The sequence below is a fragment of the Bradyrhizobium diazoefficiens genome, from assembly GCF_016612535.1.
Classification (GTDB): Bacteria; Pseudomonadota; Alphaproteobacteria; order Rhizobiales; family Xanthobacteraceae; genus Bradyrhizobium; species Bradyrhizobium diazoefficiens_C.
This window is the reverse complement of sequence record NZ_JAENXS010000003.1, coordinates 1-22,517: the sequence shown is the minus strand read 5'-3', so window position 1 is coordinate 22,517 and position 22,517 is coordinate 1. Positions and strand designations below refer to the sequence as shown.

The window sequence follows — 22,517 nt, the reverse complement described above, 5'->3', positions numbered from 1 at the left end:
CGGGCAAACGGTGTCGTCCTAAACTGCAGCTGGAACCGATAATGCCGTTTGAGAGCTACAAGACCAGCCGCATCCTCGTGACCGGAGGTGCCGGCTTCATCGGATCCCATCTCTGCGAGCGGCTGCTCGCAACCGGCGCCGAGGTGGTGTCAGTCGACAATTACTTCACCGGCAGCCGACGCAACATTGCGCACCTGATCGCCAACCCGCTGTTCGAGGCGGTGAGGCACGACGTCACCTTCCCGCTCTATATCGAGGTCGACGCGATCTTCAACCTGGCCTGCCCGGCCTCGCCGGTCCACTACCAGCGCGACCCCGTGCAGACCACCAAGACCTCGGTGCACGGCGCCATCAACATGCTGGGCCTCGCCAAGCGGCTCAAGGCACGGATCTTCCAGGCCTCGACCAGCGAGGTCTATGGCGATCCCCTGATCCATCCCCAGACCGAGGATTACTGGGGCAACGTCAACCCGATCGGCATCCGCTCCTGCTACGACGAGGGCAAGCGCTGCGCCGAGACCTTGTTCTTCGACTATTGGCGCCAGCACGGCCTGCCGATCAAGGTCGCGCGCATCTTCAACACCTACGGCCCGCGCATGCAGCCCAACGATGGACGCGTGGTGTCGTCCTTCATCGTCCAGGCGCTCAAGGGCGAGCCAATCACGGTATTCGGCGACGGCGGCCAGACGCGTTCGTTCTGCTATGTCGACGACCTCGTCGAGGCCATCATGCGGCTGATGGCGACGAACGAAGACGTCACCGGCCCGATCAACCTCGGCAACAATTCCGAATTCACGATCCGCGAGCTTGCCGAGAAGGTCATCGAGCTCACCGGCTCGCGCTCCAAGCTGATCTTCAAGCCGCTGCCGCAGGACGACCCGCGGCAGCGTCAGCCCGACCTCGCCAAGGCGAAGGCGGCCCTCGACTGGGAGCCGAAGGTCGCGCTGGAAGACGGCCTGAAAGAGACGATCGCCTATTTCAAGCACACGCTTGAAATGGCCTGACCCGCTCGCAATCCCTATCCGCACGCGAGCTCCTTTCGCCAATGAACACACCGTCCGCCATCATCAGGGATCTGCGATTGCGGCTGGATTCGAAGCCGGCGCTGGCGATCCTGGTGCTGCTGCACTCTGCGGTCACCTGCCTGTCGCTGATCAAGGTCGCGACCTTCCAATCCTACATCCATTTCAGCGGCGAGCGCGTCTGGATCGCGGTCGCCATCGCGGTCGCCTTCTCAATCGTCTCGCTGCTGTTCGCCGTCGCCCGGTTCAGCTTCGGTTATTTCGCCGGCTTCTATTTCTACACGATGATCCTGGGCTTCCTGTGGATCGACGTTTTCTCCGACTACAGCTATCCGCGATTGCCGGCCGGACTTTCCGGGGCGGCATCGCTGGTGTTCTTTCTCTTGCCCGCGCTGTTCATCCGGGCGCCGTTCCGGCAGTTCGTCGCGCTGTCACCTACCCGTTTCGAGCATCTGCTCACGCTGATCCTGGCGATCTCCATCGGCACAATCGTCGTCGCCGCGACCTACAATTTCCGCCTGGTGTCGATCGGACACATCTACGACTATCGCGATTCACTCGAATTTCCGGGCGCGGTACGATATCTCACCGGCTGGGTCTCCAGCACGTTGCTGCCCTTTGCGTTCGCCTGTTACTGGCTGCTCGGCTATCGCTGGCGCGCCGCGCTGGTCCTGGTCCTGCTCCTGTTCTTCTACCCGATCACGCTGACGAAATTCGCGTTCTTCACGCCGGCCTGGCTGATCGTGCTCGCCGCGCTGTCGCGCCTTCTGGAGGCGAGAACCTCGGTCATCGCGTCGATCTTCGTACCCATGTTCCTCGGCCTCATCGTGATCGTCTCGACAGACGCCAGCCTCATGAGCGTGCCCGGCAAATATTTCGACCTCGTCAATATCCGGATGATGGCGACCGCATCGAGCGCGCTCGACATCTACAACGATTTCTTCGCCAGCCATCCGCTGACCTGGTTCTGCCAGATCTCCGTGTTCAAGCCGCTGACGCATTGTCCCTATCAGGCCCCAATCGCAGTTGTGATGCAGGACACCTACGGCTTCGGCAATCTGAACGCGTCGCTGTTCGCGACCGAAGGGGTCGCCTCCGTCGGTCTCTATCTGGCGCCGCTGACTGGGCTCGCATCCGGCTTCGTGCTCGCGCTCGGCAACCGCACGTCCGAGGGGCTTCCGCCCCGCTTCGTCTTGATGTCAGCAGGCGTGCTGCCGCACGTCCTTCTCAACGTCCCGCTCTCGGTTGCCATGCTCACCCACGGCACCTTCCTCCTGTTCCTGCTCTGGTACGTGATGCCCCGCAGCCTGTTCGAACGTGAGCCGTGACGCCGTGCGCATCCTGATCCTCAACGCCGACTATCCGCGCTTCCTCGCCTGGCTCTACCGGCGCCGTCCGGGGCTCGAGAGCGATCCCTACGCGGCGCAGATGGCCGCGCGGAACGCCAGCCTGTTCGGCGTTGCCGATTTCTACTCGCGCAACTTCGCGACCCTCGGGCACGTCGCCGCCGACATCCACGTCAACAATCCCTGGATGCGAGCGGCCTGGGCGCGCGAGCACGGCCTCGCCGTCGCCGAGCCGGCAGCACCTGGCGCACCGGCTGCGCGCGATGCCGTTCCCGGCTGGGTGCAACGCGCTGTCGCGCCGTTCAAACCGATGCTGCGGCCGCTCGCGCGCAAGGTCGGGCTCAGCCCGCGCCTTGATGAAGAAGCGGAAAAAATCCTGCTGGCGCAGATCGAGGAGTTCAAACCGGATCTCGTCCTCAACCAGGACCTGTTTCACGTCGACACGCGCCTGGCGCGCCGGATCAAGGGGATCGGCCGCCCGATCCTGATTGGCCAGGTCGGCATCTCGCCCTCGCGCGGCGAGGATTGGTCGGTCTACGACCTCATGATCTCGCAGATGGGCGCCGTCGTCGATTTCTTCCGCGCCCACGGCACGCGCGCCGAGGTGGTCCATCTCGCTTTCGAGCCTGCCATCCTCGACGTCCTGCCGCCGCCGCCGTCGCAAAATTTCGACGTCACCTTCGTCGGCGCGGTATCGGCGGATCACCAACTGCGCGTCGCGCAGCTCGAGGCGGTGGCGCGGCGCTACGATCTCAAACTGTTCGGCAGCGGCCTGCACACGCTTCCCGCCTCCTCACCATTGCACCGCTGCTACCAGGGTGAGGTCTGGGGCATGGAGATGTACCAGGCGCTTCGCGCCTCGCGCGTCACGCTCAATTCGCACATCGACATGGCCGGCCGCGAGGCCGGCAATGCGCGGCTGTTCGAGGCGACCGGCGTCGGCGCGTTTTTGCTGACCGACTTCAAGGACAATCTCCACACGCTGTTTTCCCCCGAGACCGAAGTCGCGGCGTGGCGCACGGTCGAAGATTGCATGGCGATGATCGACCGGTATCTCGCCGACGACGCGGCGCGCCTGTCCATTGCCAAGGCGGGACAGGCCAGGACCTTTGCCGCCCATACCTTCCGCCGGCGCGTCGAAGAGATCCTCGCTTTCGTCGGCTAAATCACCGGCTGGGGCTGCATCGGCCGTCATGTTCGCTCGACCCTTGACGGTCCCCGCCAAAATGGCCAAAGTGCCGATCCGTGACGCTATGTCACTCTAATTGCAGCGCTTTTTATCGAGGCCCACGATGGAACACGTCGAACATGTTCGATTCGGCGACCAGCTTTATGCGATCATCGTGCGCGCCTCGTTCCGCGAGCCGGGCATCCACTTCTTTTCGACGCCGGAGCTGTCGCAGCAGCTCGCCTTCATGAGCCACCCGCAGGGCAAGAGCATCGAGCCGCATCGTCACAACAAGGTGACGCGCGAGGTGCACTACACCCAGGAAGTTCTCCTGATCCAGAAGGGCAAGCTCCAGGTCGACTTCTACACGGTGGAAGAGAAATATCTCGAAAGCCGCGTGCTCGGTGCCGGCGACATCATCCTCCTGTGCAGCGGCGCTCACGGCTTCCATGTGCTCGAGCCGGTCGAGATGGTCGAGATCAAGCAAGGTCCCTATTCCGGCGAGAACGACAAGACCCGGTTTGCCGAAGCCGCACCGTCCGAAATCCGGATCAAGGGTCCAAATCTGTGACGACGCCAGTGACCGCGCCTTTCATTCCCGTCAACACCCCGCTGCTCGACGGCAACGAGGCCGATTATCTTGCCGAGTGCATCCGCACCGGCTGGATCTCCTCGGAAGGACCGTTCATCAAGCGCTTCGAGCAGGCAATGGCGGAGGCTGCGGGGCGGCGTCACGGCATTGCAGTGACCAACGGCTCGGTCGCGCTCGACATCGCCGTCCATGCGCTCGCCCTCGAGCAGGGCTCCGAGGTCATCATCCCGACCTTCACGATCATCAGCTGCGCGTCGGCCGTTGTGCGCGCCGGCCTCGTCCCGGTCGGCGTCGACTGCGATGCCGCGACCTGGAACATGACGGTCGAAGGCGTGGAGGCCGCGATCACGCCGCGCACGCGCGCGATCATGCTGGTGCACATCTACGGCCTGCCGGTCGATCTCGAACCGATCCTGGCGCTGGCGCGCAAGCATGACCTGAAGGTAATCGAGGACGCCGCCGAGATGCACGGGCAGACCTATCGCGGTGCGCCCTGCGGCAGCTTCGGCGACGTCTCGACCTTCAGCTTCTATCCCAACAAGCATGTCACCACCGGCGAAGGCGGCATGATCCTCACCGACGACGACGCGCTCGCCGATCGGCTGCAAGGCTATCGCAATCTGTGCTTCCAGCCGCAGCAGCGTTTCGTCCACGAGGAGTTCGGCTGGAACGCGCGCATGACCAACCTCCAGGCCGCGCTCGGCGTCGCCCAGGTCGAGCGCCTGCCGCGCACGGTCGAGCTCAAGCGCCGGATCGGCCGGCTCTACGACGAACATCTCGCCGGCGTCGACCGCATCCGCCGCCCGGTCGCCCGTACCAACTATGCCGACAACATCTATTGGGCCTACGGTCTCGTGCTGAACGACGAAGTCCCGTTCGACGCCAAGGAGGCCATGCGCCGCCTCGGCGACAAGGGCATCGGCACGCGGCCGTTCTTCTGGTGCATGCACGAGCAGCCGGTGCTGCGCCGGATGGGCCTGATGTGCGATGAATCGCATCCGAACGCGGAACAGATCGCCCGTCGCGGTTTTTACCTGCCAAGCGGCCTTGCCTTGACCGATGACGAGATCGCGCGCTCCGCGGCGGCGGTCAAGGAGATTTTGGCGTGACGGTGTTCGCCGACTACGCGCCCTGGTATGACCTGCTTTATCGGGACAAGGATTACGCGGCCGAGACGTCCTTCGTCGAGGCCCGCCTGCGCGACCAAGGCGTTTCCTCCGGCAAGTTGCTCGATCTCGGCTGCGGCACCGGCCTGCACGCGCTCACCTTCGCCCGCGAGGGGTGGAGCGTTGCCGGCATCGATCTCAGCCACGAGATGGTCGCGAGCGCCAGAGCGCGCGCCACGCAGGCCGGGCTGTCGATTCCGTTCCGGCAGGGCGATGCCTGCGAGCCCGGCCCGGAACGCGACTTCGACGCGGTGGTGTCGCTGTTCCATGTCGCCAGCTATCAGACCAGCCGCGATGCCCTGACTGCGATGTTCCGCACCGCACACGCCGCGCTGAAGCCCGGCGGGGTGTTCTTCTTCGACTATTGGTATGGCGGCGCCGTGCTCGCGCAGGGCGTCGAGACGCGGGTCAAGGTGATCGAGCAGAAGCCGCTGCGCCTCACCCGCATCGCGCAGTCCGACCACGACGAGCAGGCAGCAACCGTCACCGTGAACTACACGCTGTTCTGCGAGGACACGGATCGCGCTACGATCCGGCGCGTCGATGAAGCGCACCACATGCGCTACTGGTTTCCGTTCGAGATCGACGCGGCGCTCGCGGCGAGCGGCTTTCAGCCCGCCGCTCACGCCGGATGGCTGACACAGGACGCGCCAAGTTCGAGGAGCTGGGCGGCGTATACGGTCGCCAGAAAGAGCGGCACGCCGTGAGACCGCTACGGCTCGCCGTGATGCTGGAGCAGGCGCTCGAGGTCGGCGGCGGCTTTCAGCAGCCGCTCAACGACCTGCTCTGGCTGCGCGACTGGGCCGCCAAGTCGGGCAACGAGATCGTGGCGTACTCGCCCTATCCGAAGACGCTCGAGATCCTGAAAGAGTTCGGCATCGACGGGCGACTGCGCAAATTCGGCGTGTCCGATCATCTCTTTCTATTCCTCAAATATTGCGGACCGTTCGATCTCGTCCAGATCGCGCTGGAGCTCAAATCGCCTTTCGAGCGCGCCTTGATCCGCGACGGCATCGACGTCGTGCACTTCACCTCGACGTCGAAGCGGCATTTGCTGCTTTACGCGCTGCCCTACATCATCACGATCTTCGACGGCTGCCATCGTGATGCGCCGGAGTTTCCGGAAGTTCGCACCTTCGGTGAATTCGAGCGCCGCGAGATTCTGTTCCGCCTCGCCAGCACCAAGGCGGCTGCGGTGATCGTCAACGCGCCCGAGCTGATCGACGATCTCTGCCGCCGCTATGCCATGGAACGGGAGCGCGCGATCTGCATCCCGTTCTCGCCCTCGACCTACGTCAGCAGCTCCGCACTCGACACCGCCGCTGACACGGCCGTGATGGCGAAATACCGCCTCGAGCCGGGCTACCTGTTCTACCCGGCGCAGTTTTGGCCGCACAAGAACCACATGACGCTGCTCGCAGCGCTCGCCGACTTGCGCGAACGTAGCGTCGCCGAACGGCTGGTGCTGTGCGGCTCGGATCGCGGCGGCCGCGACAAGATCGACGCGGCGATCCGCACCTACGGATTGTCCGACCAGATCTCCATCATCGGCTTCGTCGAGTCCGCCGAGCTTGGCGCGCTCTACCGCGGCGCAGCGGCGCTGGTGATGCCGAGCTATTTCGGCCCAACCAATCTGCCGCCGCTGGAAGCCTGGGCGGTCGGCACGCCCGTGATCTATCCCGAGGCGTTCAAGGCGCAGGCCGGCGACGCGGCGATCCTGTTCGACTATGACGACCCGCACTCACTCGCGGACGCCATTATCAGTCTCCGCGCCGACGGCACGCGCGAGCGGTTGGGCGAGGCCGGCCATCGGCGGCTCGCGCAGTTTGCCGAGGAAACCAAGGCCGGCCACCAGCAATTTGCTCGCCATCTGGAACGGCTGAGGCACCGGCTGGCGCTGACGCCGCGGTGATATCGTAAGCTAGCCCGGCACCAGCGCCCGCAGCCGCTCGCGCAGCGCCGCGCTCAGAAGCGGGCTTGCGAGCGCGCCGACCACGATCAGCCAGGCCGCGCATTCCACGATGAATTGCGCAAGCCCGCTCCCCGGCACGAGCGCGGTGATCGCCATCCCGATCAGCCAGCCCGCCGCCACGATTGCGACGGCGATGAGCAGCAGGAACGCAATGTGCCTGAACGGCTGCTGCAAGGTCTGCCGCATGATCACCCATCCGAGCAGGCCGACCTGAATGAGGATGTCGCTCGCGACCACCGCTACAGCGGCGCCGAGCGGTCCGAGCCGCGGGATCAGCACGAACGACAGAGCCAGGAAGACCACGAGCTGGAGCCCCTTGGTCCGGATCAGAAGCTCGCCGCGATTGCTGTGACTGGCAAAGACCAGCGCCAGCAGCGAGGGCGCGACCGCGGCCGAGCCGAGCAACAGCATAACCGCAAGCGGACCGTCATAGGGAATGCTGCCATGGGTCCACAGCGCAAAGAAGTCCGGCCAGAACGGCAGCATGCCCGCAACGACCAGACAGGCGAGTCCCGTCACGAACGCCGATCCGTAGGCGTAATGGCGGCGCAGCCGCTCCTTGTCGCCGATCGCGTGATCGTGGCCGAGTTCGGCGCCGAACGGCAGGGCCACCTGGAGACAGAGCCCGCGCACGAGGCTTGCGATCACGCGCGTCAGCCCCCATTGCGCCACCGCGACGCGGTCGGTGACCAGCGCGGAGACCAGCAGGACGGGAACGTTGACGAGCGCGAGCTCGGTGATGTTGGCGACCGCGAAGGGCAGCGCGCGGCCGAGCTGTCCGACGCTCCAGCGCCATGATGGCACGATGAACGATGGCCTTGCGGCAAGGCGCAGAAACGGAAACAGGCGCGGCGCATCGAAGACGACGATGAAGATCGTGAACAGCAGCTGCATCGACACGAAGGCGATCGCCACCGCAAGCAGGCTTCCGAACATGAACAGCGCGACGAGCTGCGCGATCTGGCCGAGCAGCAGTGCTGCGTTTTGCAGCCAAATGATGCGGCCATACTGGCCGCGCACGCGATAGAGGCCGGAGGCGAGATTGGCGGGCAAGCTCAGCAGCATGCCGAGCGTCATCACCAGCATCGCCGCATCGATGGCCGGCGTGGCGTGAAAGCCGAGCACCGCCGAGGGCGGCGCGAGAGAGATGGCCGCGCACAGGAGCACGCCGAGTCCCGCGACGATGGCGAGATAAATCCGTAGCGTGGCGCGATAGTAGCTCGCGGTGCGCCCGTCGCAGTCGGCGCAGGACCTGAAGGCGAGAAACCGGTTGATCGCGCGAAGCTGCAATCCCGCGTCGGCCACGACGACGAGACCGCCCGCGGCATAGATCGCGAGCCACGCCGCGAGCATGTCGCCGCTCCAGACGTGCAGGAACGCTGGAATCAGCAACAGCTGCTGGCTCAGCCCCAACCCCATCTGGACCAGGTTCGCCGACCAGCCGTGAACGAGCCGGCGGACGCGCCCGGCACCGCCGGTGCCGCTTGAACCATCGGCCTTTCCGCGCGCGTCAGTCTGCGTGTCGGTCAAGCCGCATCCTTCCCGGCCAGCGAGCCATCCGGCGCGCCCAATCGCCGGTTGATTGCCGCATTGAAAGCCGCCAATTTGGCGCCATCGGATTGGGGCGTCGAAGGCGCGTCTTAAGGCGGTTGGACAGCTTAGGCAATGGCATCCGAATTCATCCCTTTCAATCGGCCCTATACGACGGGCAAGGAGCAGGCCAACATCGAGGTGGCTCTGAAGAACCATCATTTGTCCGGCGACGGCGCCTTCACCCGGCGCTGCCATCAATGGCTCGAACAGCGCACCGGTTGTGCCAAGGCGCTGCTCACGCACTCCTGCACCTCGGCCCTCGACCTCGCCGCGATCCTGCTCGATTTGAAGAGCGGTGACGAGGTCATCATGCCCTCATTCACCTTCGTCTCGACCGCGAATGCCTTCGTGCTGCGTGGCGCGATCCCGGTCTTCGTCGACATCCGCGAGGACACGCTCAATCTCGACGAACGCCGGATCGAAGCCGCCATCGCGCACCCGCGCGATCGCGCCGGTGCACTATGCCGGCGTCGCCTGCGAGATGGATCCGATCGTCGCGATCGCGAAACACCATGGCCTGCGCGTCGTCGAGGACGCCGCGCAGGGCATCATGGCGAGCTACAAGGGCACCCCGCTCGGTGCCATCGGCGATCTCGGCAGCTTCTCCTTCCACGAGACCAAGAACATCATGTCGCGGTTCGGGCGCACCCACGGCGATCTGCCGCTCACCGTCGATCTGTCGGAGCGCCTGATCAGACTGCCGTTCTGGATCGGCCTGGACGAGGCACGGCAGCAACGCATCTGCGATACGCTCAGTGCGATCCTGGGACAGTAGCGCTCAGAGCCCGTCCGCCTCGCCGTTCTTCGGCGTCGAGCGGGGCACGAAGGGGGCGAACGAGGTGTTGGCCGTGGTCGGCATCGTCAGCTTGCCAGTGCGGTCCGCGGCAGCCGGCGATCCCGCCGGCGCGGACGTTCCGTCCGGCCGCTGGAGCGCCAGCACCTCGCTGCGATCGCCTTGCCTGAACGTCACCTCGCGCGGCTGGACCGAGATGAGCGACCAGCCGTCAAGCGATTCACCTTGCCGCAGGCGCACGACCTTCTGGTCGGTGCGGTTGACCAGAATCGCGATGGCATCACCCTCGCCCACCACCGCCCCGACCAGCGTCAGCGGCGGCGGCGCTTCGGCCGGTTTCGGCGGTGGCGGCGCGTGGGCCACTTCGGCCGGGGTGGCTGCGACCGCGCGCGGCAGCGGTCGCCGCGTCGCGGAGAAGATCGGGCGATCCTGGGTTACGGTCAGCGTCGAGAGCGGCACCGACCACAGCGGATTGCCGCGAGGAGCAAGCTTGCTCGCAACCGGCGTGGGCCGGGCTATCGGCCTCACCGCGCCGACATCGACGCTGGCTGCGGCATCATCCGGCAGGATGTCTATGCGCGAGGAGGTCGCCGCCACCGTCTCGGCGATGCCGAGCACCGCGCACAGCACGGCCACCCCGGTCGATCTCAGCCATCCGGACATCGAAATCCCCTTGCGGCGAGCAGCCGCACCAGCATGCGGCAGGCCTTCCGCAGCAAACTAGTTCTGATACGCCCCGCCATCAACCCGCGTCCGATCTCTTCTGCCGGCTGGAGGGAACCGGACTTTCGCCCGCAAATGCCCCAGCGCCGCCCTACTTCCCCGCCTGCCACTGGCCGGAGACGCCCAGGATCACCCTGACGCGGCCGGTGCCGCCTTCGCTTAACGCGGTGGCCTGCGGCACCTGGACGTCGAGCTGATCGATGAACAGGAACGGCATGCCGGCCTCGAGATCGTAGAGCACCTTCTGCAGCGCGGGCTGCTCCAATTCGCAGCTGACGACGAGGCCGACGAAGCCGTCCTTCACCTGCGCGCCGGAGACGTCGACCTGCGAGGACTGCACCGAGCCGCCGACATTGCTGACCGCGGCCGCAACCCGCTGCAACAGATTGGCGCCGGCGACCGTCACGGTCGGCCCCTCCAGGAACGGCGCGCCGGGATGCTCGGCCAGTTCGGCCGCGGCACTCTTGGCGGCGCCCTTGCGGCCGCGCAGCTGGTCGAGCAGGTCGGAGGTCTGCGCCAGCGCCTGTCGGTGGGCGATGACGTCGGCGATCGACAGGGCCGCCACCAGCAACAGCCCGCCCGTCACCGCGACGTAGAGCGTGACCGCGATCAGCGGCGAGCCCGTCAGCCACCGCGTCGCGTTTCCGCCAGCAATCCCGCCGCTGGTCATGGCGCTGTTCATGGCGCATTCCTCGGCTCGATTTGCGCCTCGATGTGGAAGCGCTCGCCGGGATCCGTCGAGGCGCGCGTCGTCGGCGCGTAGAAGGTCGCGCGGGTGAAATGCCCGGACTGCTCGATCAACGGGATCAGCGAGGGTGCATCGCGGGTGATGCCGGCGATCTGGAGCTTGTCGCCGGCCAGATGCATCTCGGTGACGTAGGTGTGGTCCGGCAAGAGACGGCTCAGCGATTCCAGCACGATCACGCTTGCCGGCGTCTCGTATTTGCGCCGCTCCAGCAGCGCCAGCGGCGAGCGCTCGCCGCCGTCGGCACCGCGGATCGCGGCGCGGCGCTGGGTGATCTGGCGCTCGAGCTCGCTCTCCTGCGCGTTCAAACTGTCGGCCAGATAGCCCGCGACGATCGAACCGAGAATTGCGGCGACTGCGGCGACGGCCAGCACCACCTGCAGCATCCGGCTCAACCGCACGGGATCGATCGCGCCGCGCGATTTCTGCTCGAACACCCTGATGCGCCCGCCCTCGGCCGCCTCGGTCAGAACCGCGATCGCGGATGGATGAAAGCCGGACAGCGCCTCGACATAGCCCATCGCCAGCCGGCGCGGTGCGGCCGCGATCATCGTGGTGATGCCTTCACTGCCTTGCGCCACCGGCGCGCTGCAACCGAACACGGCCTCAGCCGCGCTCCATGGCGTCAGTCGGTCGATCTGCGCCCGCACGATGCCGTCGAGGAAATCGGCCGCACGCGCCGGCAGCTCCAGTGGACGGAACAGGAAACGCGCCGGCCGCAGCACGATCTCGACGCGGCTGCCGCGGACGAACTGCGCGAGATTGGCGCCGGTGAACCTGCCGTCCTCGAACGCGATCTCCTTCGGCATGTTCTCCGGCTTCGCAGCCTCCAGCGCGAACGCGCCGCTCTCGCCCTCGACCAGCCGCACCAGGCGTGGCGAGACCATCCGCTCCAGCCCGGCGACGGCGGCACCGGCCACCGTGCCGGTCCAGGCATCGAAGATCGCGCGAAGGGAATTGATCGAACTCATCTCACAGAGGCTTTCCGGCCGAGCCGTCGAAGGCGTTGTGCCACGACAATACACGATAGGGCTCATCGCCGCTTTCGAGAAGCAGGATGACGATCTCGGCCGAGCTCTGCCGATGCGACGGCGCCTCAGTGGCGACCGTCAGCCGGTAGGCCTTCGCGCCCTCGATCGTCGCGCTGGCGCTGCCGGCAAGGCCGACCAGGGACTGCGGATCGACGTTGGGATCGGCGCGGTTGCGCAGCAGCTGTTGCAGCGTCTCCGGCGTCATGCCGGGCAGCGCCGCCACCACCTGCGGCGCGGCGTCCAGCACGTTCACGGTGCGCATGTTGCTGAACACGGTGACGAAGGGCAGCACGCGCTCGATCACGGCCGGCGGAATGCCGCGCACCAGCCACAGCTCGTCGCTGTGCGGAAACGGCGCATGGCGCGGCAGATAGGGCGCACCGAGCGTGCGATAATAGGAGTCCTCCGGGTTGTCCACGCCCGGTTCCGTCGACGACCGCCACGCCAGAATCCGGTCGGCGTAGTCAGGCGCGTCCGACGCGGAGACGCCGAGCGCCGTCATCAGGCCTGCGAGGACGGATTTCGGCGCTGCGTTGAGATCGATGCGCGCGGCCTCCGAGCGGAACGTCACCGCCACCCGACCCGCCCCGACACGGGCGTTGAAGGTGCCGCTGGTCGGGCGCGTCGCCTCGCTTTGCGCGGTCAGCCGATAGGCCGCAAGCTCGAGGCCCGCGTTCATCAGTGCATCGGCCTGCAACCGGTCGGTATTGACGGCGACGGTAACCGCGGTGTTGGTGACATAGGTCAGATAGATCAGCGCGAGCGTGGCCAGCGCAGCCAGCATCCAGAGCACGACGACGACGATGAAGCCGCGGTCATCGTCAAGCGTTCCCTGGCCAAGTGTTCGCCCGCCATGCGCCGCGCCGCTCACAATTGCTGCTCCTCTTTCTGCGCCTGTTGCGGCCTTGTGCCCGCCGTCACGCAGGTCGTGGGATTCTTGGCGCGCGCGCATTCGGCGGGCGCCGTGATGTGCAGCACCGTCGCCGCCGACACCGCCAGCACCTGGCCGGTGGCGCCGTCGCGCACCGTGATGCGGATGCGATCCGGTAATTGCCCCTGGCCGCGCCAGGTCGGCTGCCACGTCCGGTCCGGCCCGGCATAGGCGAAGCTGACGCGGAACGGTGCGCGGATCAGCACGACTTGGTCGAGGAAGCGGATCTGCCCGTCCGTCGACATCGGCTGAAATGGCGCGCGCTCGCGCACCAGCGCGAGCCCCTGGGCATCGGCCTTCTCGATCAGGCGGATGAATTCCAGGCCCGGGCGCGCGCTTGGGCCGAGCGCCGTGCGCAGGAACGTCACCGACAATTCGGCGCCGTCGAACAGCGGCGCCTTGGCGTCGCCGTTCACGGTCATCTGCTCGGCAACGGAGAGATCCGCAACGATGCGGTCGAGCCCGGTGGCGAGGCGTTCGGCGCGCTGCACCCGCGCGATGCCGCGATTCCAGTTCGGCAGCCATTGCGCCGTCACGGTCGCCAGCGCGGCCAGGATCACGGTCATCAGCAGCGTCGCCAGCAGCACTTCGAGCAGCGTGAAACCCGCCTCGGACGCGATCGCACGGCGCAGGCGTTTCATTCTGTGGCCCTCGGGACCAGTTTCACCGTCGTGACCTGGATCGCGCTGCCGTCTGCGCGCCGGAGCCGCAGATTGACCGCCAGCGGCACAAAGCGATCGGTGGCAGGATTGCCGCCGGCAACGTTCATCGGCGCGATGTCGACGCGCCAGCGGCTGCCGGCCAGCTCGCCGCTCTGCCGGCCGGGCTTCAACAGTGCGCGCGCCGGCAGATCCGCAAGCAATGTCTCCGCCGTGCCGGCCAGCGCCAGACGCTGGTCGATCGAGCGCGTGCCCTTCGTCGTGACTGATATGACCGAGCCGATGGTCCCGAGCACGATGGCGATGATCGCGAGCGCAACCAGCGCCTCGATCAACGTGAAGCCGGCGGCGCCGTCAGAGCAGCTTCTGCGGGACAATCTCGACGCCTCCGGTCAGCCAGTTGACGCGCACCTCGTAACCCATGCCGGGCCGCGCCAGCGCGATCGTCCCGCCACACGACATGCCCGACGGAAAGAAATCGATCGACCGCCCGGTGGCGCGATCGGCGCAGCGCGCGGCCAGCGTCGCCTGCACGACCACGTCGCGCGGCAGGCGGATGGTCAGCCCGGTGACGCCGGAGCGGATCGAACGCGCCTCAGCATCCACCTGCGTCGCCACCCAAACCTGTCGGCGCAACGCCGCGTTGCGGTCGGCCTTGAGCAGCGCCGCGGTCTCGACCGCGTAGCTCTGCAGCTTCGCGCGCGTCGTGGAGCGCGGGATCGCCGGCAGGATGATCGCAGCGAGCAGGCCGATGATGGCGAGCACGCACAGGATCTCGATCAGCGCAAAGCCTTGCGCATTGAAGCCTTGCGCGTTGCGGATTCCGTCAGCGCCCACCGCTGGCAATATCGGCTGCCGTACCACTGCCGCCTTCCTGACCGTCCGATCCGAGCGAGATGATATCGTAGGGTCCACTCGCGCCGGGGGAACGATAGACATAGCCGTGGCCCCAAGGATCGTTGGGCACCACGCCGCCGCGCAAATAAGGCCCGTTCCAGCCGGCCTGGTTGTTGCTGCGCGCCAGCCCGGCGAGGCCTTCATTCGACGTCGGATAGCGGCCGAGATCAAGGTAATAGAGATCGAGCGCGCTGGAAAAGCTCTCGATCTGGATTTTTGCCGCCTTGGCCTTGGACTCGCTGAGATAGTTCAGCACCCGTGGGCCCACGAGCGCCATGATCATGCCTATGATGGTGATGACGACGAGCATCTCGACCAGGGTGAAGCCGGCCTCCCCTCGCCGCGCGCGACTCTGGCTGCGCCTTGACGATCGATGTTTGGACACCTCGAGCCCCCCTTTCCTTGGCCTAATTTACAATCTGGCTCACCGACATCAGCGCCGTCATCACCGAGGTGATCAGGCCGCCGACGACCAGCGAGATCGCGATGATCGCCGCAGGCCCGGCAATGCCGACCGCGCGGTCGAGTGTGCGCTGAAGCTTGATCTCGTAGAATTCGGCGATGCGGCCGGACAACATCGGCAATTGCCCGGTCTCGTCACCGAGCCGCAGCATGCGCACCGCCATCGCCGGCAGCGCGTCGGTTTCAGCCAGCGCGTCGGACAGTTTCGAGCCATGGCGAACGCGGTCGGCGGCATCGCTCCAGACCGCCGACGGTCCGGTCGTCGCCATCATGTCGATCAGGATGCGCAACGTGGTGGTGAGACTGACGCCGCTTCCGAGCAGCAGGCCGAGGTTGCGGCAGAACAGCGCGGTGCGGTACGCCTTCATCACGTCGCGGATTGCCGGCAGCCGCGTGATCGCGTTGGTGAGGCCGCGGCGGATGCGCTCTTGCCGAAGCAGCAGCCAGACGGCCGCGATCGCAGCGGCCAGTCCGGCCAGCACCGCGTCGGAATTGCCACGCAGGAAAGTCGAGATGTTCAGGAAGACGCCGACGATCGGATCGACCTTGGCGTTGAAGTCCTGCAAGACGCTGGCGAATTGCGGCAGCACGAATGTCAGGAAGAACAGCAGCACGCAGCCGGCGGCGCCCAGCACGAACATGGGATAGCGGATCGCATCCGAGAGCCGGCGCCGCAGGGCCTCGCTGCGCGCGCGCTCGCCAGCCAGCACCTCGAGCACCTGATCCAGCGACCCCGAGGCCTCGCCGACCCGCACCAGCGCGATATACATCGGCGGAAAAAGTCCCTCGTGCCGCGCAAGACCTTCGGCAAAGCTCTCGCCCGAGACGACGCGCGAACGGATGTCGGCGACGACCGGGCGTAGCCGGCCGAAATCGGCATCGGCTGCGAGCAGCTCCAGGCCGTCATTGATGCGGGCGCCGGCACGCAGAAGCAGCGCGAGGTCGCGTGTGAAGATGGTGACGTCTTCCGGCTTCGGCCTGTTGAAGAGGCTGAAGACGCTGCCCGCCGCTCCCCCCTCTTCCGGCGCGACGTTGTCGACCAGCACCAGGCCGAGTCGTTCGATCCGCTGCGCCACATCGCCAGGCGCGGACGCGGCGATGGCGCCGGAGACCAGTTCGCCGTTGGCATTGAGCGCGCGGTAGCGATAGTTCGGCATGGGCTCAGCGCACCGTCGTGACGCGGAAGACTTCGGGCACCGTCGTCAACCCGGAGCGGCATTTGGCGACCGCATCCTCCAGCATCGTCGTCATGCCGCCCCGCATCGCGGTGGCGTCGATGGAGTGGGAGTCGGTCTGCGGCCCGATCAGCGCACGTACTTCGTCGGACATTTCGAGGATCTCGAACACGCCGTTGCGGCCGCGATACCCGGTGCCGCCGCAGCGCTCGCAGCCGCCGGCCTCATGCACGACCTCGCCGCATTTAAAGCCGATCACGGCAAAGCGCGGATCCTTGGCGAGATCGGCCTCGGTCAACGCATGCGGGACCTTGCAGCGATCGCACAGCATGCGCACCAGGCGCTGCGCCACCACTGCGCGCAGTGTCGATTTGAGCAGGAAACCCTCGATGCCGAGATCGATCAGGCGCGGCACCGCGGCGGCCGCGGTCTCGGTGTGCAGCGTCGTCAGCACGAGATGGCCGGTCAGCGCAGCATGGATCGCGATATGCGCGGTCTCGGCGTCGCGAACTTCGCCGACCATGATCACATCAGGGTCCTGACGCACGAAGGAGCGCATGGCGGTGGCGAAAGTCAGTCCGATCGACGGCTTGACCTGAGACTGGTTGACGCCGGGGATCTCGTACTCGACGGGATCCTCGATGGTGAGGATCTTTCGTGTCGGCTCGTTGAGGATCGAGAGCATGGTCGCGAGCGTCGTGGTCTTGCCGCTGCCAGTCGGGCCCGTCACGACGATCATGCCGTGCGGCATCGCCAGGAGGCGGGTCATTGCGCTCTCGTCGCGGGTTCGCAGACCGAGCTTGCTCATCTCGAGCAGGCCGCGGTCGCGCGGCAGCAGGCGGATCACGGCGCTCTCGCCATGTTGCGTCGGCATGGTCGCGACGCGGACGTCGAGCTCGTTGCGGCCAACGCGGACGCGCGCCGCGCCGTCCTGCGGCAGGCGGCGCTCGGCGATGTTGAGGCTGGCAAGAATCTTGATGCGTGAGATCAACGCCTGCGGCGGAATGCCTTGCGGCGACGGCAGCGCGCGCAACAGGCCGTCGACGCGCATGCGCACGACGAGCCCGGCGCGGAACGGCTCGACGTGAATATCACTGGCGCGCAGATCCAACGCACGCTCCAACAGGTCGTTGAGCGCTCGCACCACCGGCGCGCCGCTGGCGAGATCACGCAGACTTTCGATATCGTCGTCGGATCGCTGCGCGGCGCTCCTGTCGCTCTCGTCGACATTTGCGTCATCGGCCTCGGCCCGCTGATCGAGGACCGTCGTAATGTCCTCATATGACGCGACTACGACATCGACCGTCGTTCCGAACACGATCTCGGCCGCGCGCATGGCAGCCGTGTCGGACGGATCGGCAACGGCCAGGCGAAGACCGCCATTCGGCGCACTGAAGGGAAAGATGGTGGATTCACGCAGGAAGCGACGCGAAAAGCCCTCCAGGCGGGGCGTGGTCGTGAGCAATTGCGGAAGACTGAGCCGCGGCAGACCAAAATACTCCGCCACTTCGTCGGCGAAGTCGGCTGCAGAGAGATCGGTAGCTTCCCAAAATTCACGCAGCGGGCGCGCGCGCGTAGCCGTGCCCGACTTCTCCATACGAGCATGCGCGCGCGGCGGCAGCGCATATTTTTCCAGGAGGTGCTGCCGGAAGCTATCGGCGGAGCGGTCTCGCATCGCATTCACAGCATTGACCTTGTTACTCGAATGCAACAGCTTCCACGTGTCACGGAGGCCCTTTACTCTTGACTTATTACTTAGCAAAAACATAATCGTGGCGCAAATCGTTGCGCGTCCGAGCCAAGGGGGATCGGATGCAATTTCCAGTCACTTTCAGCGTTGGCGGGCGTAACTTGTCGAACGTGGTCCAGCCGCTCTCGCGCCACCGCTCAGCGTTGACTGGAGCACTCGTGCTGTTGTCGTCCGCTTTCCTGCTCACTGGATGCATCGTCACGGCCGATCAATCGGTCGAAGCGGACCCCAAAGATCCGCGGGCCCAGGATATTGTCGACAAGATCCGCGGCCTCGACCTCCAACCGCGTCAACCGGCGGATGCAGGGGCAAGCGGCATTGCGCAAGGCAGATCGTCAAGACCCGCGATCTATCTGAGCGATGGTGCGACGCCGCAAGGCGGCGCGCTGGTCGAACGCGATGATGGCGGCGGCAGCGGTTACGACCTGAATTTCGAGAATGCACCTGTGGCGACCGTCGCAAAGGTCATCCTCGGTGACGTACTCAACACCGGCTACACGATCGATCCGCGCGTGCAGGGAACGGTGACGCTCGCCTCGGTACGTCCGGTTCCCAAGGCGGACGCGATCTATGTGCTGGAGAACGCGTTGCGCATGTCCGGCGTGGCGCTGGTGCGCGACCGGACCGGCTATCGCCTGCTGCCGGCGCCGGAGGCCGGCCCCGGCGGCATCGACCGCTCGGCGAGCACCGAAGCCGGCCAGGGCGTCACCGTCGTGCCGCTGCGCTACACCTCGGCTCAAAACATCTTCAAGCTGCTCGATGCCTTCGGCGTGAAGGCCTCGACCATGCGCCCCGACAATTCCCGCAACACGTTGATCGTCAGCGGCAGCGGAACCGACCGGGCGACCGCGGTTGACACAATTCTGTCATTCGACGCCGACTGGATGCGTGGACAATCGGTCGGCATCTTCCCGGTGCGCAATTCCTCCCCCGAGCCCGTCATCACCGAGATCGAGAAGATCATGGATTCCGGCGAAGGCGGCATGAGCCAGAACATGATCAAGCTCCAGCCGATCTCGCGGCTCAACTCGATCCTCGTGGTGACCCAGAAGCCGGAATATCTGAAGCGCGCGCAGACCTGGATTGCGCGGCTCGACCGTTCCGACACCGACGGCGTGAACCTGAAATCCTATCCATTGCGCTACGGCAATTCCAAGCTGGTGGTGGCGATGCTGAACGACATGCTGTTCAACCAGAGTGCGACCAGCAACTCGACGCTCGACAACGCGTCGAGCCAGGTCGCGCCCGGCGCTGGTATTTCGAGCTCGTCCTCCAGCAACCCGGTTGCTTCGTTGAGCGCGCTCCCGACTGCCGCTGCCGGCGCCGCAACTCCGGTCACGGGAGCTCCGGGATCATCGTTCGGCACCCGTCCCGCTCCGGCTGCGTCCGCGACGCCGGCGCAGGACAATGGCCTCGGCGGACCATCAGGCGGTGCAAAGCCCGGCATCAACGGCATCCTCCAGAACGTACGGCTCACCGCCGACGTCACCAACAACGCCGTCCTCGTCTATGCCAACCAGGATGCGCAGCGCATCGTCGAGCAGACCATCCGCCAGATCGATCGGCCGCAGCGCCAGATCGCGATCGAGGCGACGATCGCCGAGGTCACGCTGAACGACCAGTTGAATTACGGCGTGCAGTTCTTCCTGGCGAGCCATAAGGGATCAATCTCCAACACCATCTCCGGCGTCAGCAATGCCGCGACTGTTGGCAGCGGCGCCGTCGAAGCGGCGTCCAACGCGGTCAATGCCGCATCCGGCGCGCTGCTCGGACGCGTCTTGCCGGGCTTCAACTTCCTGATCGGCTCCGAGAATTCGCCGCGCGTCATTCTCGATGCGTTGCACGGCGTCACCAACGTCAAGGTGCTGTCGAACCCGTCGCTAGTGGTGCTCGACAACCAGCCGGCGACGTTGCAGGTCGGCGACCAGGTGCCGTTCTCGACCGGCACCGCGACGGTGCTGACGGCCAACAACACGGTGGTCAACACCATCGACTACAAGAACACCGGCATCATCCTGCGCGTGCTGCCGCGCGCCAATGCCAACGGCAATGTCGTGCTCGACATCGAGCAGGAGATCTCGAGCGTGGCCGCCGGCAGCGCCAACTCGCTCACACCGACGATCTCGCAGCGCCGGGTCAAGAGTTCGATCGCGGTGACGAGCGGGCAGACCGTGCTGCTCGCCGGCCTGATCAGCGAGACCGAGAACAAGCAGCGCCAGGGCCTGCCGATCCTGGATTCCATTCCGGGCATGGGCGACGCCTTTTCGCACCAGACCACCGCCCGGGCCCGCACCGAGCTGATCCTGTTCATCCGCCCGACCGTCATCAAGGACGGCGTCGATGCGCATGCCATTGCCGAGGAGATGCGCAGCAAGATGAACGGCCGCCTGATCGGGACCAGCAATCCGGTGGTGACCGTGAGCCCGCCGAAGGTCGCGCGCTGACGGCGTGAGCGAGGAAGCCGCGCATGACGGGATCCGCGCCCCACTCGTCCTCAGCCTCGCGCTGCTCGTTGGCGTGTTCGCGAGCCTCGTCACGGCACCCGCCGCGGAAGGCATCTATGGTGCGTACCTCGCCGCATTGATGCTCGCGATCGCCGCCAACGATGCCCGCCACTATCTGATCCCGAACGAGCTGACCGCAGCCGCCTTCGCGCTCGCCCTGCTCCGGGCTGCCGCTTCCGTGCCCGATGTGGGCGCCGAGGCGCTGCTCTGGCCCGTCGTCCGAGCGGTGGCCGTGGCGCTTCCGCTGCTGCTGCTGATGCTGGGCTACCGGCGCTGGCGCGGCCGCGACGGGCTCGGGCTCGGCGACGTCAAGCTCGCCGCGGTTTGCGGCGCCTGGCTCGATCTTGCGACGGTGGCTGCGGTGATCGAGCTCGCGGCGCTGCTCGCGATCGGTGCCTATGTCGCCGATGCTGCCTTGCGAGGGAAGCGGCTGCGCGGAGCCGCCTTTCTGCCGTTCGGACTGTTCCTGGCGCCGTCGATCTGGATCGGCTGGCTGGGCGAGACCTGGTATCTGAACTGGCTCGGCGGCTGGCCCGGCTAAGGCCCGGCGAGATCTGGTTAAATCCTCATCGCAGCGCAATTCGCCTGCCGCCGCCCCCTACTGTGCATGGAGTTGTTTTCGACTTTCTTGTCAGTGCTCGCGGCTCGGCGCCCATTGCAGCGCCCGCAGGCGGGCCTGGGCGATCTCCCCGCGCGTCATCTTGGTGGTGACGGCGTCGCGGATCCGGGCCCGGGACTCGCGCACCCGCGGCGGCGACGCCGCGGTCGACAGGTTCAGCCATTTGGAGGCCTCGACGATGTCCTGCGGCACGCCAAAGCCGCGGTCGTAGAGCAGCCCCAGCGAATATTGCGCGCGGGTATCGCCCTGCTCCGCCGCCCGGCGGTACCACATCGCGGCTTCGGTGTAGTTCTGCGGCACACCGCGGCCGGTCTCGAACAGGAAGCCGAGATAGGACTGCGCCGCCGGGTTGCCGCGCTCGGCGAGCGGGATGAAGGCGCGGGACGCCGTCACATAATCCTGCCGCTGGAAGGCCGACACGCCCTGGCCGAGCGACTGGGCACGGGCGGGGATCGCGGGCAGGAGCAGGAGCGCGATGGCGGCAACAGCCCATCCGGCCCGCCGCACGATTCCGGTATCGTGCCAGCCCCCAACGTGGCATCGCTCAACAGATGTCATGCCGTTCATTCTCCGCATCGAGGCAAGACTAGTCTGGCATTGCACAGGAATCCATAGACGGTTGAGGCGACAGGCGACGGACTGAAGCAGCTGCGCTTTGCGTCGGCCCCTCGATCGCACCAGGCAAGCTTGGTGCGTTCGACGATTCCGGCGCGGTCCCTGCCTCGATCGTCGAGCACGGCGGTCGCCTCATAATGTATTACGGCGGATGGACGCTGGGCGGCACCGTCCCCTTCCACTTCTTCGTCGGATTGGCGCAATCCTCTAACGGCGGTGAGACCTTCGAACGCGGGTCCGAGGCGCCGGTGCTCGGCCGCAATCGGCACGATCCGTTCCTCGCAGGGGCGCCGTGGGTGCTGAGGGATAGCGGCATGTTCCGGATGTGGTACGCGGAATCGACTGGCGCATCAGCGACCGGCTGTGCGAGCATTTCCTGGAGGCGGAATGACGAGCCGCTGCTGACCACGGTCGGTCCGGCTGGGAATTCAGAGATGGTCTGCTACGGCAGCCTCTTGCAGCATGACGATCTCGGCTACCTGCTCTACAATGGCAACGCCTTTGGCCACGAGGGCTTCGGCGTTGCGCGGATGCGAGCTAGTCTTGTTGGCTGAGGCTACAAGTTGGAGACGCGGCTTTACCGGATGAGGAAGTCGTGCGCGAGCAGCTCGGCAAGCGCCGAACCGTTCGCGCTGCTATCATGCAGCGCCGCCAACGTGTTACCGGCTGACGAGCCGACCGGACTTGTCGAAGACGGGCTGACGACACCGTCGCCATTCAAATCCTGGTGGAAGATCGCCTCGTAAGACTTCAA

At 66.1% G+C, this 22,517-nt stretch carries 22 protein-coding genes and 1 pseudogene; 11 read left to right on the top strand and 12 right to left on the bottom strand.

Features of this window, described 5'->3' with window-relative positions; translation table 11 throughout:
• Positions 1–41 precede the first annotated feature (41 nt).
• From JJE66_RS31270 to JJE66_RS31240, 7 genes are all read left to right on the top strand, one after another.
• Positions 42–1,004: a UDP-glucuronic acid decarboxylase family protein gene (locus tag JJE66_RS31270; protein ID WP_200519038.1), complete on the top strand. Its 963-nt coding sequence runs from the start codon at positions 42–44 to the stop codon at positions 1,002–1,004.
• Between the two features lie 41 nt (positions 1,005–1,045).
• On the top strand, positions 1,046–2,350 hold the full coding sequence (locus tag JJE66_RS31265; protein ID WP_200519036.1) for a hypothetical protein: 1,305 nt from the start codon (positions 1,046–1,048) through the stop codon (positions 2,348–2,350).
• A complete protein-coding gene (locus JJE66_RS31260) occupies positions 2,340–3,533 on the top strand; it encodes a glycosyltransferase (RefSeq protein WP_311980045.1) in 1,194 nt (397 codons plus the stop codon). Before JJE66_RS31265 ends, JJE66_RS31260 begins: the two co-directional genes overlap by 11 nt.
• Before the next feature lie 127 nt (positions 3,534–3,660).
• Positions 3,661–4,107, top strand: coding sequence for a hypothetical protein (locus JJE66_RS31255; protein ID WP_200519034.1), 447 nt, complete (start codon positions 3,661–3,663; stop codon positions 4,105–4,107).
• An 8-nt stretch (positions 4,108–4,115) separates the two neighbouring features.
• Positions 4,116–5,237 carry a DegT/DnrJ/EryC1/StrS aminotransferase family protein gene (locus tag JJE66_RS31250; protein WP_200519032.1) on the top strand — a complete coding sequence of 374 codons (1,122 nt, stop codon included), beginning with the start codon at positions 4,116–4,118 and terminating at the stop codon, positions 5,235–5,237.
• Complete coding sequence (locus JJE66_RS31245; RefSeq protein WP_200519030.1) at positions 5,234–6,001, top strand: class I SAM-dependent methyltransferase; 768 nt, start codon at positions 5,234–5,236, stop codon at positions 5,999–6,001. Before JJE66_RS31250 ends, JJE66_RS31245 begins: the two co-directional genes overlap by 4 nt.
• Entirely contained in the window at positions 5,998–7,206 is a 1,209-nt protein-coding gene (locus tag JJE66_RS31240) for a glycosyltransferase family 1 protein (RefSeq protein WP_200519028.1), read from the top strand. Before JJE66_RS31245 ends, JJE66_RS31240 begins: the two co-directional genes overlap by 4 nt.
• A 9-nt stretch (positions 7,207–7,215) precedes the next feature.
• Here the strand turns inward: JJE66_RS31240 and JJE66_RS31235 are convergent, their stop codons facing one another.
• Positions 7,216–8,796 (bottom strand): hypothetical protein, encoded by a 1,581-nt coding sequence (locus tag JJE66_RS31235; protein WP_200519026.1) that lies wholly within the window; start codon positions 8,794–8,796, stop codon positions 7,216–7,218.
• 135 nt (positions 8,797–8,931) lie between these two features.
• Here JJE66_RS31235 and JJE66_RS39020 point away from each other — a divergent pair.
• Positions 8,932–9,634 (top strand): annotated as a pseudogene (locus JJE66_RS39020) (aminotransferase class I/II-fold pyridoxal phosphate-dependent enzyme).
• Positions 9,635–9,637: 3 nt separating this feature from the next.
• Here JJE66_RS39020 and JJE66_RS31225 read toward each other — a convergent pair.
• The 10 genes from JJE66_RS31225 to JJE66_RS31180 form a co-directional block, all read right to left on the bottom strand.
• Entirely contained in the window at positions 9,638–10,315 is a 678-nt protein-coding gene (locus tag JJE66_RS31225) for a hypothetical protein (protein WP_200519024.1), read from the bottom strand.
• A gap of 151 nt (positions 10,316–10,466) precedes the next feature.
• A complete protein-coding gene (gene gspM / locus JJE66_RS31220) occupies positions 10,467–11,045 on the bottom strand; it encodes a type II secretion system protein GspM (RefSeq protein ID WP_200520152.1) in 579 nt (192 codons plus the stop codon).
• 8 nt (positions 11,046–11,053) lie between these two features.
• Entirely contained in the window at positions 11,054–12,091 is a 1,038-nt protein-coding gene (locus tag JJE66_RS31215; RefSeq protein ID WP_200519022.1) for a PilN domain-containing protein, read from the bottom strand.
• Between the two features lies 1 nt (position 12,092).
• On the bottom strand, positions 12,093–13,022 hold the full coding sequence (locus tag JJE66_RS31210; RefSeq protein WP_311980041.1) for a type II secretion system protein GspK: 930 nt from the start codon (positions 13,020–13,022) through the stop codon (positions 12,093–12,095).
• Complete coding sequence (locus tag JJE66_RS31205; RefSeq protein WP_200519005.1) at positions 13,019–13,723, bottom strand: general secretion pathway protein GspJ; 705 nt, start codon at positions 13,721–13,723, stop codon at positions 13,019–13,021. The genes JJE66_RS31210 and JJE66_RS31205 overlap by 4 nt, the downstream gene beginning before the upstream one ends.
• Entirely contained in the window at positions 13,720–14,118 is a 399-nt protein-coding gene (locus JJE66_RS31200) for a prepilin-type N-terminal cleavage/methylation domain-containing protein (protein WP_200519003.1), read from the bottom strand. Before JJE66_RS31200 ends, JJE66_RS31205 begins: the two co-directional genes overlap by 4 nt.
• Positions 14,096–14,605, bottom strand: a complete 510-nt coding sequence (locus JJE66_RS31195; RefSeq protein WP_200519001.1) for a type II secretion system protein — start codon at positions 14,603–14,605, stop codon at positions 14,096–14,098. Before JJE66_RS31195 ends, JJE66_RS31200 begins: the two co-directional genes overlap by 23 nt.
• On the bottom strand, positions 14,568–15,023 hold the full coding sequence (gspG, locus tag JJE66_RS31190) for a type II secretion system major pseudopilin GspG (RefSeq protein ID WP_200518999.1): 456 nt from the start codon (positions 15,021–15,023) through the stop codon (positions 14,568–14,570). Before gspG ends, JJE66_RS31195 begins: the two co-directional genes overlap by 38 nt.
• Before the next feature lie 22 nt (positions 15,024–15,045).
• The gene (locus tag JJE66_RS31185; protein ID WP_200518997.1) at positions 15,046–16,257 is read right to left on the bottom strand and encodes a type II secretion system F family protein; all 1,212 of its coding nucleotides are present in this window, start codon (positions 16,255–16,257) and stop codon (positions 15,046–15,048) included.
• 4 nt (positions 16,258–16,261) lie between these two features.
• Positions 16,262–17,950 carry an ATPase, T2SS/T4P/T4SS family gene (locus tag JJE66_RS31180; RefSeq protein WP_210350006.1) on the bottom strand — a complete coding sequence of 563 codons (1,689 nt, stop codon included), beginning with the start codon at positions 17,948–17,950 and terminating at the stop codon, positions 16,262–16,264.
• A gap of 137 nt (positions 17,951–18,087) precedes the next feature.
• On the opposite strand from JJE66_RS31180, the gene gspD reads away from it, so the two are divergent.
• Together gspD and JJE66_RS31170 are read left to right on the top strand one after the other, a co-directional pair.
• Positions 18,088–20,469 (top strand): type II secretion system secretin GspD, encoded by a 2,382-nt coding sequence (gene gspD / locus JJE66_RS31175; RefSeq protein ID WP_200518984.1) that lies wholly within the window; start codon positions 18,088–18,090, stop codon positions 20,467–20,469.
• Positions 20,470–20,473: 4 nt separating this feature from the next.
• Complete coding sequence (locus tag JJE66_RS31170; protein ID WP_200518976.1) at positions 20,474–21,070, top strand: A24 family peptidase; 597 nt, start codon at positions 20,474–20,476, stop codon at positions 21,068–21,070.
• A gap of 90 nt (positions 21,071–21,160) precedes the next feature.
• On the opposite strand, the gene JJE66_RS31165 is transcribed toward JJE66_RS31170, so the two are convergent.
• Positions 21,161–21,706 carry a tetratricopeptide repeat protein gene (locus JJE66_RS31165; RefSeq protein ID WP_200518974.1) on the bottom strand — a complete coding sequence of 182 codons (546 nt, stop codon included), beginning with the start codon at positions 21,704–21,706 and terminating at the stop codon, positions 21,161–21,163.
• Positions 21,707–21,900: 194 nt separating this feature from the next.
• Here JJE66_RS31165 and JJE66_RS31160 point away from each other — a divergent pair, with 194 nt between their 5' ends.
• Positions 21,901–22,317 (top strand): hypothetical protein, encoded by a 417-nt coding sequence (locus JJE66_RS31160; RefSeq protein ID WP_200518972.1) that lies wholly within the window; start codon positions 21,901–21,903, stop codon positions 22,315–22,317.
• The last annotated feature ends 200 nt before the right edge of the window (positions 22,318–22,517 follow it).